General features: G+C 36.5%; 9 protein-coding genes. 5 read left to right on the forward strand and 4 right to left on the reverse strand.

Annotation, left to right across the window (positions count from 1 at the left end):
- Positions 1–228 precede the first annotated feature (228 nt).
- Both B4F31_RS15160 and B4F31_RS15165 read left to right on the forward strand, forming a co-directional pair.
- On the forward strand, positions 229–1,158 hold the full coding sequence (locus B4F31_RS15160; RefSeq protein WP_286761688.1) for a ribonucleotide-diphosphate reductase subunit beta: 930 nt from the start codon (positions 229–231) through the stop codon (positions 1,156–1,158).
- 223 nt (positions 1,159–1,381) lie between these two features.
- The gene (locus tag B4F31_RS15165; RefSeq protein WP_075325240.1) at positions 1,382–2,728 is read left to right on the forward strand and encodes a deoxyguanosinetriphosphate triphosphohydrolase; all 1,347 of its coding nucleotides are present in this window, start codon (positions 1,382–1,384) and stop codon (positions 2,726–2,728) included.
- 29 nt (positions 2,729–2,757) lie between these two features.
- Here the strand turns inward: B4F31_RS15165 and B4F31_RS15170 are convergent, their stop codons facing one another.
- On the reverse strand, positions 2,758–3,780 hold the full coding sequence (locus tag B4F31_RS15170; RefSeq protein WP_075325241.1) for a DUF3078 domain-containing protein: 1,023 nt from the start codon (positions 3,778–3,780) through the stop codon (positions 2,758–2,760).
- A gap of 31 nt (positions 3,781–3,811) precedes the next feature.
- Entirely contained in the window at positions 3,812–5,590 is a 1,779-nt protein-coding gene (dxs, locus tag B4F31_RS15175; RefSeq protein ID WP_075325242.1) for a 1-deoxy-D-xylulose-5-phosphate synthase, read from the reverse strand.
- Positions 5,591–5,687: 97 nt separating this feature from the next.
- Between dxs and B4F31_RS15180 the strand changes: the two genes are divergently transcribed.
- The 3 genes from B4F31_RS15180 (at position 5,688) to B4F31_RS15190 (ending at position 11,283) form a co-directional block, all read left to right on the forward strand.
- Positions 5,688–6,137, forward strand: a complete 450-nt coding sequence (locus B4F31_RS15180) for a nucleoside deaminase (RefSeq protein WP_093304617.1) — start codon at positions 5,688–5,690, stop codon at positions 6,135–6,137.
- Between the two features lie 89 nt (positions 6,138–6,226).
- Positions 6,227–9,850, forward strand: coding sequence for a metallophosphatase (locus B4F31_RS15185; RefSeq protein ID WP_286761689.1), 3,624 nt, complete (start codon positions 6,227–6,229; stop codon positions 9,848–9,850).
- 203 nt (positions 9,851–10,053) lie between these two features.
- Positions 10,054–11,283 carry a hypothetical protein gene (locus B4F31_RS15190; protein WP_075325245.1) on the forward strand — a complete coding sequence of 410 codons (1,230 nt, stop codon included), beginning with the start codon at positions 10,054–10,056 and terminating at the stop codon, positions 11,281–11,283.
- A gap of 20 nt (positions 11,284–11,303) precedes the next feature.
- Here the strand turns inward: B4F31_RS15190 and B4F31_RS15195 are convergent, their stop codons facing one another.
- Together B4F31_RS15195 and B4F31_RS15200 are read right to left on the reverse strand one after the other, a co-directional pair.
- Positions 11,304–11,774: a hemerythrin domain-containing protein gene (locus tag B4F31_RS15195; RefSeq protein WP_286761690.1), complete on the reverse strand. Its 471-nt coding sequence runs from the start codon at positions 11,772–11,774 to the stop codon at positions 11,304–11,306.
- 123 nt (positions 11,775–11,897) lie between these two features.
- The gene (locus tag B4F31_RS15200; RefSeq protein ID WP_093304619.1) at positions 11,898–13,265 is read right to left on the reverse strand and encodes a short-chain fatty acid transporter; all 1,368 of its coding nucleotides are present in this window, start codon (positions 13,263–13,265) and stop codon (positions 11,898–11,900) included.
- Positions 13,266–13,358: the final 93 nt, after the last annotated feature.

Below are 13,358 nucleotides of genomic sequence, written 5' to 3' on the forward strand. Positions count from 1 at the left end.
ATAGTAATCTATTAGGGGGTTTTAACGTTTGTTTTATTTCGTACTTTTCAACATATATAAATCATATTTCTTACGATATTAGCCATATCAGGCTATACAAACTACTAATTATTAGTTTTTTGTGTTGAAAACTTTATAAAAATATTAAACAAAGCATATTAGCAGAATAAGAATTTTTTTTAATATTTGTTGCCAATCCAATAAATAAACGGTAACACCCCCACTTAAATGAGTAAACAGGAGCCCTTGCTACGGGATAACAAAGACAGATTTGTAATATTTCCTGTGAAACACAACGATATTTGGGATGCCTATAAAGCTATTGAAGCTAATTTTTGGACTGCGGGACAAATAGATATTCAAAAAGATTTATTATCCTGGGAAGAATTAAATGGAGAGAAACGCCTGTTTCTTAAAGTTCTTGGTTTAATTCTTTCTGCAGAAAGAAACCTGAGCAGTTTAACCAAAAAAATTAGCAACAAGATTAATCTTCCTGAGGCTAGATCCTTTCTGGATTTACAACTGGTTATGGAAAATACACATACCGAAGCCTATAGTATGTGTTTAAATTCCTTTTTTAATACAACTCAACAAGAAAATGTTTTTAAAGACATTCAAAAAATACCTGCTACATCAGCCAGGGAAGAATGGATAAAAAAATGGACTAATAGCAACTCTTTTGCCGAAAAATTAGTAGCTCTAGCTACTGCAAAAAGTATTTTTTCTTATAGTAGTTTTGCTACTATTTTCTGGATAAAAAATTGCGGTTTAATACCTGGGCTTTGCTTTACCTATGAGCTTATTTACCGCGATAAAGCCTTACACAGGGATTTTGCAGTTCAACTTTTTAGAGATCACCTTTTAGAAGAAATTTCAGACAAAAAAATACAGCAAATTATTGGTGAAGCTGTAGCTATAGAAAAAGAATTTATTGCTGACTTTCTTCCTTTAGATTTAATTGACCTCAAAATTAAATCTTTAACCGAATATCTTGAGTACGAAAGCAAAAGATTGTTTACCGATTTAATACTGAATAAAAACTTAAAAGAGGAAAACATTGCTAAAGAAAATTTAGTAAATAAGAGAGCACAAGATTACTCTCAAATTAACAAAACAGATAAAGAGTTTAATAAAATCAGTAAAAAAACTGATTTGTAAAAACTGGAACTGGCGCCATGCTCCCCAATATGACGCTGTTTCAGTTTTTTTAAACTACCGCCCCCCGGTTTATTTTTCTTTCCAAATTTCAAATGCACAAGTTCAATTAAATGATTCAGGCTAATACCTTTCAGCAAATCACGCTCAACCGGCCAATATTCATAAGCTTTTTCTATTTTTGAATCTGGATTATAAATTCAATTCTAAACAGCACTAAATTATGATGAACTGGGAGCAACTTCTTTCCTTAAAACGTTTTGGAGATACCAATAAACGCTTAAGAAAAGAGCAAAACGAAACCCGTCTTGGTTTTGAGGTAGATTACGACCGAATTATTTTTTCTTCGGCTTTTAGAAGTTTGCAGGATAAAACCCAGGTAATTCCGCTTTCCAAAACCGATTTTGTACATACCCGGCTTACGCATAGTTTAGAAGTTTCGGTAGTTGGGCGATCTTTAGGTAGACTGGCAGGGCAAAAAATTCTGGAGAAACATCCTCAACTGGAAAAAACCCATGCTTACAAAATGAACGATTTTGGTGCCATTGTGGCCGCTGCTGCCCTGGCTCACGATATTGGGAATCCCCCTTTTGGGCATTCAGGAGAAAAAGCTATTGGGGAATATTTTAGCCACGGTCATGGAAAACGTTTTAAAGATGAACTTTCTCCAAAAGAATACCAAGATCTTATAAAATTTGAAGGGAACGCCAACGGTTTTAAAATCCTTACACAAAATAAACCGGGAATCTCTGGTGGTCTCCGACTTTCTTACGCTACTTTGGGAGCTTTTATAAAATATCCTAAAGAATCTTTACCTCATAAACCCTCACAAAATATAGCCGACAAAAAGTTTGGGTTTTTCCAGACAGAAAAAGAGATTTTTGAAGAGGTTGCAAGCGAATTAGGCTTAATTAAAACAGGAAAAGACGGCGATATAAGTTACTACCGCCATCCTCTCGCGTTCCTGGTGGAAGCAGCCGATGATATTTGCTATACCATTATAGATTTTGAAGACGGGATAAACCTTGGTCTAATTGATGAAGATTATGCGTTGGAATATCTTATAAAACTAGTAAAAGACAATATAAATACCGGCAAATACAATAGCCTTACAAATACTGCAGATAGGTTAAGTTACCTAAGAGCCCTGGCTATAAATACCTTAATTACCGAAGCGGTAGAAACCTTCTTAAAAAATGAAGATGCAATTCTTTCAGGAAGTTTTCATCAGGGATTGTTAGATAAGAGTAAATACGAAGCGCAAATAGACGATATTATTAAAATTAGTATTGAAAAAATCTACCAGAGTGAAGAGGTAATAAGTAAAGAAATTGCAGGGTATAAAATGCTTTCGCACCTTTTAGATACTTATACCGAAGCCTTACTTCCGTTGAAAGCCGAAGAATATTCTAATTTTAATAAACTGGTTTTAAAATCGGTTCCAAATTTAGCTTATCTCCAGGAGGAGAATTCGGTTTATAGGCGTTTATTAGAAATTTGTTCGCATACCGCTTCGTTGACTGATGGGTTTACCGTAGCTTCTTTTGAAAAATATAAAGGAATTAAATTATAAGAAAATGCCGGCTTAGACAGCCGGCATCTTTAAAATTCGTAGACGAGGCCTACGCCCAGCATTTGCTTAAACTGCACCCTGGGCCCGGTAGTTTCAAGCTCTCCATCGCCATTAATATCTTCTTTAAATTTTACATCGTCATCGTAGCGTAAATGGGAACCCACATTGGCTTTTATAAAATCGTTTACTTTTAAATTCACGTTTAACTGCCACTCCACATCAATATTCCCAAATTTATTGAGATAATCTGAATACAGGCTTAATTGATTATCCAGTTCAACATTTTCAAAAACTTCTTTAGAAAAATCACTGGTAACCAAAAAACCAAATTCAGTTCTTACATTTTCTCCTTTTTCAACAATATTGCCCAACGTATCTCTCACTGCCCCCGTAACACCAAACATCCCTTCGTTAGCCAATCTTTGGTCAAGAACAAAAGTAGATTTTTGCGTTACCGGTGAAATATATACTTTAAGATCTTCTACCGGATCTGAATACTCTGTACCAATACCCAGAAATAAATAACCCGGAGCCATAAATTTCGAAATAGGACTATCGGTATCAGGATATTTATATCCATTGGTAAACTGCGTATTAAAGTTGAATTTTGCCGAATAGAACCAATTGGAAACCGAATCTTTTCTATAACCAAAAGATGAATTTAAACGTAACTCATCTTCTGTTTTTCGAAGTTTCTGGCCCTCCTGGGAGTTTATACCATAGCGCACTGTAGCCCGGTTTCGCCAATTAAGATCATCTTTTTTATAATTGCGCTCTACATTACCGTGAACCAGAGCCGAAATTGAATTATTTCCACCGGCATTCCAGTTAATAAAAGCAACCTCGTTTAAATTTACCCCAACTTCATTCTTTTCTGTCCAAAACGTTACTATAACAGAATCTACTTTCGTAGTATCCTGTACCACTTTAATAGAATCTGAAGGTTTTATAGTATCGTTATAAATGTCAAAATAATAATCTGAAATTGAATTGTTGGCGGTGGTGGTTAAGTAAACGAAGCATGCTACAAGACATAAGACTTTGGTTTTCATTAGTTAATTTAGATTTTTCGGAATGGCAAAATTAAAGATTTTGAAGAAGAGACACTACTTCTTCCCTAATATATTCAACGCTAATTTTCGCAATTTCTTGTAATTCATTTATATTTCCTTGCTCAATAAAATTATCTGGCAAACCTAAATTCCTAATTTTAGCTTTATAATCGTGTTTTGCTGCAAATTCTAAAATAGCACTACCAAAGCCGCCCACCACAGTTCCATCTTCAATAGTAATAAAGGCTTCGTATTTCCTAAAAAGAACGTGCAATAATTCTTCATCTAGCGGTTTTACAAAGCGCATATCAACATGCCCAATTTTTTCTGTTTTAATACTTTCTATGGCTTTGGCTGCATTCTGTGCCATATTTCCAATACTTAAAACCGCAATTTTATCACCTTCTTTCAGGCTCTTGGCTTTTCCAATTGTTATTTCCTCAAAAGGAGTTTCCCAGTTTGTTTTAACGCCCCTACCTCTTGGGTATCTTATGGCCATTGGAAGTTTTAAATCTAGCTGGGCGGTGTAAAGCAGGTTTCTAAGCTCTGTTTCATCGCTGGGCGCGGCAATTATAATATTTGGAATACATCTTAGATAAGCGATATCAAAAACGCCGTGATGTGTTGCCCCATCCTCCCCAACCAGTCCTGCCCTATCCAGGCAAAAAACTACCGGCAGTTTCTGAATGGCCACATCGTGAATAACCTGGTCGTAGGCGCGCTGTAAAAAAGTAGAGTAAATAGCGCAAAAAACTTTAAAACCCTGGGTAGCCATCCCTGCAGAGAGTGTTACTGCGTGTTGTTCGGCTATGCCAACATCAAAGGCCCTTTCTGGAAAAGCCTGCATCATGAATTTTAAAGAACTTCCTGTAGGCATGGCAGGAGTAATTCCTATAATTTTATCGTTCTTTTTTGCTAATTCTACCAAGGTGAGACCAAAAACATCCTGGTATTTTAAAGGAAGCCCTGCCGTATCGTATGGCAAAAGCTCCCCGGTATCTGGTCTAAATTTCCCGGGTGCGTGATATTTTACCTGGTCTTCTTCAGCCTTTTTTAAACCTTTACCCTTAGTAGTAATTACGTGAAGGAATTTGGGACCTTCAATTTGTTTCATTTGTTTAAAAACTTCAAGCAATCCAGCAATATCGTGGCCATCTACCGGCCCAAAATATTTAAAATTAAGCGCTTCAATAATATTACTTTGTTTAGGTTTGTAACCTACCCGCGCTTTTGTTAAGTATTGTTTTAAAGCTCCAACGCTGGGGTCTATTCCAATAGCGTTATCGTTGAGCACCACCAGTAAATTTGCTTTTGTTACTCCCGCATGATTTAAACCTTCAAAAGCCATCCCGCTAGCAATAGAAGCATCTCCCACAACAGCGATATGGTGTTTTTTAAATTCACCTTTAAGGTTTGAAGCTATAGCCATTCCCAGGGCAGCAGAGATCGCGGTAGAAGAATGCCCAACCCCAAAAGTATCATATTCGCTTTCTTCCCGCTTTGGAAATCCGCTAATACCGTTTAATCGTCTGTTAGTATGAAAAATCTCACGTCTACCCGTTAAAATTTTATGCCCGTAAGCCTGGTGACCAACATCCCAAACCAATAAATCTTTAGGAGTATTAAACACATAATGCAGGGCAAGCGTTAATTCTACCACTCCAAGGCTGGCACCAAGGTGGCCTTCTTTAGTTGCCACTATATCTATTATAAATTTCCTGAGCGCTGCTGAAACTTCCCGTAACTTTTCAGCCGGGAGCTTCCTCAGGTCTTCAGGTGAGTTTATATCTTCTAAAATATTAAGATTCATAGTACGCAAAGTTAAGCTATGAAAAGTTATTTCTTACAAGGATTTCTTCAGAAGCTAATTTTATAATTTTTATCTTTCCGCAGAAAAGATTATTTAAATGTTGCAGCCTTTTAACGATGAATATTTTATGAAAAAAGCCCTGGAAGAAGCCCAAAAAGCTTTTGAAAGGGGCGAAATTCCTGTTGGGGTTGTAGTTGTAATAAATAACCAGATTATAGCTCGCGGACATAATTTAACCGAAACCCTCAACGATGTTACCGCGCATGCCGAAATGCAGGCAATAACCGCTGCTGCAAGTTTTTTGGGCGGAAAATATTTAAAAGATTGCACTATGTACGTAAGCCTGGAACCCTGCCAAATGTGCGCTGGTGCTCTATATTGGAGCCAAATTTCAAAACTTATTTTCGCTGCGGAAGATGAACAACGTGGCTACCGAAAAACCGGGGTAAAGCTGCATCCTAAAACCCAGGTAAAATCTGGTATTCTTGCAGATGAAGCTTCGGCATTATTAAAGCGTTTTTTTATTGAGAAACGAAATTTGAATTAATTCCCTGCTTAACCAAAGTTAAAGACTTGCTAAAGACAAGTGTTATAATGCGTTAAAAGCTATTGTTAAGTGGCTTTTTTTCCAAAAATTTGAAGCTTGTTCAAATTAAAATTGTTAACGCATCTATGGGGAATATTAATACCATTTATAAATTCGTCTTTTTATTTATAGCTTCAGTTATCTCGACTACCGCACAGGTTTCTCCAGGTGCCGAAGAGCCTAAAACCCTGGTACATACTTTTTATGTTGCCGGTAATATTGGAAATGATCTTACAGGTGATGGTCTAAAAATTCTAAATACTATTGTAGAGGCTTCAAAAAATGATGATAATGCTTCCTTATTAATTCCTGGAAATTTTCTTCCACAGAAAGGATATGAAAAAGAAGGGGAACGAGAGAACCAACAGGAATTTTTAAAAAAGAATCTATTAGATGCGGTTCAGGAATTTAACGGTAAAGTGATATTTACTCCAGGCCGTAATGAATGGACCAAAGGTGGACAAAATAGAATAGATGATCTGGAGTCTTTTCTTCAGGATAACCAATCTAACATAGAAGTTTGGCCAGATGATGGTTGCCCAATTGAACAGGAAGATATTACCGATGATCTAATTCTTATTACCGTAGATACCCAGTGGTATTTAGAAGATTGGGACGACCATCCCAATATGAATTCTAAATGCGATATAAAAACAAGAGAACGCTTTTTTGCTGAATTTAAAGATGATATAAAAGATGCCCACGGTAAGACCATTTTGGTGTCTCTACAGCATCCGGTAATGAGTAATTCAAAAAGATCCTTCTTTGAAAAAATTGGAGGTTTTTCAGTACAGGATTATCAAAGCAAAGAACAAAGTTATTTAAGAGGCCGCCTGGAGACCCTTGCCAGCCAGTTTGATAATGTAATTTTTCTTTCAGGCCTGGACAGAAATCTTCAATATTTAGAAGATGACGGCATTCCGCAAATAATAAGCGGAAGCACGGGAAAATCCCAAAAACTTAGTATTAGAAAAGAAAACGAGCATTTTGGAAGCAACAAAAGCGGTTATGCTAGAATAAAAGCTTATAAAAATAATGAAACGCTTATTGAATTTTTCAGCATTGAAAATTCAGATCAGCCCATTTTTAGCAAAACGCTTAAAAGCGACGAACCAAATTGGAGCGAGATTGATTTTAAAACTAAAGAACAAATTGGTGACTCCGTAAATGCTTCTATATATACCGAAGAAGAAACCGATAAATCTGGCCTCTATAAAAGCCTAATTGGTGATTTTTATAGAGAAGTGTATAGTAAAGAAATAAAAGCGCCCGTGCTGTTCCTGGACACCCTGGAAGGGAACCTGCAACCTTTAAAAGAAGGCGGTGGTATGCAATCCCGCTCCCTTAGGTTTATTGCCGATGATAAAAATGAATTTACTATTCGTGCATTAAGAAAAAGCGCTACCCGGTTTTTACAGGCCACCACTATTAAAGACCATTATATTAAAGATTATATTGAAAATACCGTGGCCCAACGCTATGCGATGGATCTTTTTACCAGTGCACACCCCTATGCCCGTTACTCTTTAAAACACATTAATGATCTACTCGATATTTACGCGGGTAAACCTCAGATATACTATGTGCCAAAGCAAAAAGCCTTAGGACTTAATAATGATGAATATGGCGATGAACTTTATATGTTTGAAGCCCACGTAGGAGATGAAAATAAAGAATTTGAAAGATTTGGTTCGCCCGAAGATATTATAAGTACTCGCGATCTTCTTGAGGAAATGAGAAAATCTAAAAACATCAGGACAGATGAGAAAGAATTTATTAAAAACAGGCTGGTAGATATGTTAATTGGCGACTGGGACAGACACTTCGATCAATGGCGATGGGCATTACACACCCAGAAAGATAGCACGAAACTCTACAAACCCATACCCCGTGACCGTGATTTTGCCTTTCCAAATTATGATGGTTTTATTCCAGATCTGGTAAAATTAGGATTGCCACTGGTTAGAAAAATGGAAACTTACGATGCGAATGTAGATAATGTAAAATGGTTTAATTTATCGGGTTACCCTTTAGACCAGCGTTTATTAAAAACCTTAACCTGGGAAGACTGGGAAGAACAGGTAGAGTTTATTCAATCCCGACTTAGCGATAATGAAATTGAGACTGCTTTTAAAGCTTTACCAGAAGAAGCTCAGGATGAAACTATTGAAAATATTAAAAGTAGCCTAAAAGCGAGAAGAGATAATTTAGAAGATATCGCCAAACGCTATTATAATTATTTGCAGGAGTTTCAAATCCTCACAGGAACCGAAGAAGATGATACTTTTAGTATTGAAAGAAAAGACCATGGTCTTACCGAGATTATAATGATTAATGAAGACGGAAAAGAAGTCTTTAGAAACACTTATAATTCAGAAACTACCGATGAAATTTGGATCTATGGATTTGATGGTGACGATACCTTTAAAACTTTAGGAAAAGGAAATAATCCTGTAGAAATAAAAGTAGTTGGTGGAGAAGAAAACGATATCTACGATTTTCAGAATACAAGAAAAATCAAATTATTCGATCATAAAAGCAAAGAAAACACAATCATCAATTCTGCTTCCAGAAAATGGTTGGTAGACGATTACGAGATAAACACTTTTAACCCCGATAAACGAAAAAGAAGTGAAAATAAAATTATGCCGCAAGTAGATTATAATGGCGACGAAGGGCTTTCTTTAGGCATTAAAGATACTTACACCACATACGGGCTCACCAATAATCCATTTAATACACAACATACTTTTGATGCTGCTTATTATTTTGCCACTAACGGTTTTGAAGTAGGATATCAGGGAGAATTTGCACATATTTTCTACAACTGGAACCTGGGAATATTAGCTAGTTATACCAGTCCTAATTTTGCTGTGAATTATTTTGGAGAAGGTATAAATTCCGAAAATCAACGTGATACCTTTGGAAGAGATTACAACCGGGTTCGTATTGAGCAATGGGAAATTGCCCCTTCCCTAATTTGGCGTGGAAATTCAGGTGGAAGCTTTTATGCAAAGCCAATGCTACAATCTAGAGAAGTATCTTATGATGAAGAACGATTTATAGCAGATGCCTTTCCTGAAGAAAATGATCTTTTTGACCAACAACTTTATGCCGGAGGGGAATTAAATTATCATTATGAAAATCGGGATAACCCTGCATATCCATCCCGCGGATTTGAAGCTGATATCACCACAGGTTATAAAACCAATATTGACGGTCACAACAACGAATTTGCTTATGTAAGTCCGTGGCTGGCTATAGATTATCCGTTACACGAAAGCGGAATTGCGGTTTTAGCTACCAAAGTTGGTGGTAAAGCCATCTTTGGTGATAATTATGAATATTATGATGGTGCTATCCTTGGCGGAAATGAAAATCTGAGGGCCTATCGTTGGGAACGTTTCAATGGGAAACAATCTTTCTACCACTCTACCGATCTTAGAGTTGGAATAAGCCGATTCAAAACTAATTTTATTCCCCTGCAAATTGGAGTAAGTGCCGGCTTTGATTACGGCCGGGTATGGGCAGAAGATTCAACTTCAGATAAATGGCGAAACAACTATGGCGGCTCAATCTGGATTAATGGCTTTAATGCTTTTACCGCAAACACAGGATATTATTACGGTGACGATGGTGGAAGATTAACCTTTACTTTTGGATTTAAATTCTAAATTTCCGTGTTGAAATCTACACACCTGTGGAAACATTACTGTAGAAGTTCACAGTATTCAAATTTGAAAGTATTGTTAACTTGAAAACATTTTACCACAAAAGACTTAAATTCAGTTAATTATTGGCTTAAAACTTAAAGCTATCATAATTAAAAATTTTAGGTAAGAAAATTGGTTTTAAGGGGATAAATAGATTTTAAGAAATGTCCCCAAATATAAACCTAATTCATAACCTATTGCAGGCGGTAATGCTTATTCCGTTTTTGCACCTGGCAAACCAGTATATTTTCAAAAAAATTAGTGAAAAACACGATTTTTTCTCAGCAAACCTGATGAATAAATTGTTCTATTATCATCTAATCTTTGCCGGAGTTTATTACACCTACGCCTTTTTTAATCCTTCAGATTCAAAGCGCTATTTTAGTGTGCCGGGAAAAGAAGGTAAAACCTGGAACGGATTTTTAGAAACAGGCACCTCTTTTATAGATTTTCTATCTTATCCATTTATAAATTTCTTCGGCTTTAGCTACGAAATGATGATGTTGCTTTTTAGCTGGGTTGGTTTTATGGGCTTTGTTTATGCTTACCTATTTTTTAAAGAAAACATAGCTATAAATATTAAGATCTTTAAGAAAATAGATTTTTTGGTTTTAATTCTTTTTCTACCAAATATGCACTTCTGGACAGCATCTTTGGGCAAAGGAGCACCTATTTTTCTGGGCTTAATGTTATTTGCTTATGCCCTTAGAAAACCACAAAACAGAATTTATAGTTTAAGTTTGGGCTCTTTACTGGTTTTTGCCATAAGGCCGCATATGTTTTTACTATTGGCAGGAGCAGGACTGCTGAGTATATTTATCAATAAAAACCAGATTAGTTTAAAACAAAAAGCAATTTTTGTGGGCGCTATAACTGGTGTTCTCTTGCTTTTTCATAAACAAATTCTGGATGTGGTAAACCTTGGAAATTCTCAAAACCTAATTGCAGATTTTCTTTCTTTTACCGAAAACCGTTCTAATAACCTGGATAATGCCACTTCGGGTGTCCCAATGACAGATTATTCACTTCTAGAGAAATTCTTTACTTTTTGGTTTAGACCACTATTTTTTGATGCTCCCGGAATTCTTGGAGTTATAGTATCCATAGAGAATTTAATCTATTTATTATTGTTCGGGAAATTGTTTAAAAAGAGTTTTTTCGGATTTTTAAAAACGGCACCGGGCCATGTAAAACTCAGTCTAATCTTATTTTTTACCACGTCTTTTGCAATGACATTTGTAATGTCTAATCTTGGTATAATTCTTAGGCAAAAATCAATGATTATGTATTTCCTGTTCTTTGTGATCTACTATTTTCTGGCTTACGAAAAAGACACTGTTTTTAGGTTAAAACAGGAAGTGACTGATAGGCAGCATATGCAAAAAGCTGCTTAATTTTGGTGATTTAGATGAATTTATTTCCAGAACTCATCTTCCCACACTCCGCAGGTTATTTCTTTGTTATGGTGTTGTTGAATTTCCTGAAGTTCTTCTGCTGAAGCTTCTTCCTGGATTTTATTAAAAAGCACCCGTTCCTCAAACCTAATATGGCCTTCCAGGTCGTTTTTAATCATTTCTAAGGCAAGGGAGATATCAGTATTTTGGCAGAATAATGATGCCAGATGTTCGTGTTCTTCCAGGGCCTGTTTTACCAGTACATTTTTAGCACCTAAAACCGGAAAAACATATTTTTCTTCAATCTGAAAATGCACCCGTAACTGGTTTTCCCAAAACCAATCGGTATATTTTTTTATGCGTTGCGGTTCCACGCCGGTTTCAAAACCTTTTCGGATTTTCCAGCAGAGCAAAAGCCCCTGGTGATGTTCTCTACTCAAAGGTTGAATAGCCTTATGTCTTTTTATCGGATTAGTCTTTGGTGGTACCATAATTAGAATTGTTGATTCCTATATAAAATAAGAAATCTAAATCTGTTTTACTCGTTAATCGAGATTAATTCCTCTTATTGCCGATAATTATCTCCCAAAAGTAATTTATTGAAATTCTAATAATCAAACCAGTACCAATCCGATTATATAAACAAGACTCCCCACTAACATCATTACCAGCGTATAGGGAAGGATTTCCCGGGCTTTTAGTTTGGTAATGGCAAGTAATGGTAACGCCCAGAATGGCTGCAGCATATTCGTTATCTGGTCTCCATAGGCCAAAGCCATCACAGCTTTGTTAAGCGGCACTCCAAGTTTTAAAGCACTTTCTAAAATTATTGGGCCCTGTACCGCCCATTGACCGCCGCCACTGGGAACAAAAATATTTACCAGGCCTGCGCTGAAGAAACTGTAAACCGGCAGACTAACATCGGTTGCGATACTTACAAAAAACCCCGAAATATCACTTACCAATCCCGTTTCCCGCATTATGCCCATTATCCCAAAATACAAAGGAAATTGGATTAAAATAGCCGCCGCTCCCCCAATGGCTTCTTCTAGAGCTTTTAAAAATGAAGCAAAAGACTCGTGTAACAAAATACACAAGCAAAGCATTAGAAAATTCAGCATATTAGGTGTAAGGTGTCCCGCGGAAATTTCATCAGAATAACTTGCGAAAAAAGCTGCTAGGAGAAGAAATCCAAAAATTAATCTTAGCGATTTTGAATGATCCAGTTTTTCGGCACCGGTGATTTTTGCGATATGATTTGTTTTTGTTTCAGCTTCAATTTTCACCTCCTTCGTTCTGCTGATCCTGGAAAGCAAATAAAGCGTAAGCGGAATTAACACCAATAAAATTCCGAAAATCAATAAATTCCAGGTGGAAAAAATTGTTATAGAAGTAGGAAGATTATTCGGTAATAACGAAAGAAAATCTGCATCTGCTCCTGGGAAAAGACTGGCCAAATGGCCGTCTTCAGCCGCTTTTAACGGAGCGCTACCGCTCATTCCTCCGTGCCAAACCATTAAACCTACATAACCGGCGGCTCCAATTAATGGATAATTAATTTTGAAGCCTCTATTGGAAGCGGCTTCGGCAACTTTCCTCGCCATTATTGCACCAAAGATCAATCCCAGTCCCCAGTTAAAAAATGCTACTAACATTGTTGAAACCGAAACGATAATTACTGCGCTCGCATTTCCGGTCACTATTTTAGTTAACTGACTCGTAAGCCAGGAAACAGGTTTGCTTAGTACTAAAATGTGCCCCAAAACCAAAATGAGCATCATTTGCACCATAAAGACAATAAGAGCGGGATCCCACATCCCGGTTTGCCAGAAATCGAGAATTTGAATTGCAGAATTAGTGTTCGTTTCTTCCGTAAAAAAGAACGCGACAAAAAGGGTAATTAATGTAAGTAGCACCGCTAAAGTAAAGGGCGCCGGGATAAGTTTTTTAAAGGTATTTTCTATGAAATTGCTAAGGTTCAAATTTTTAGATTTATACGTGCTGATCTACCAAAAATTGACTGTAATATTCGATTAGTCTCATACTAAAATATCCCATCCCAAAGTAGGGTTTGG

Source organism: Salegentibacter sp. UBA1130 (genome assembly GCF_002311535.1).
In the GTDB taxonomy this organism is placed as follows: Bacteria; Bacteroidota; Bacteroidia; order Flavobacteriales; family Flavobacteriaceae; genus Salegentibacter; species Salegentibacter agarivorans.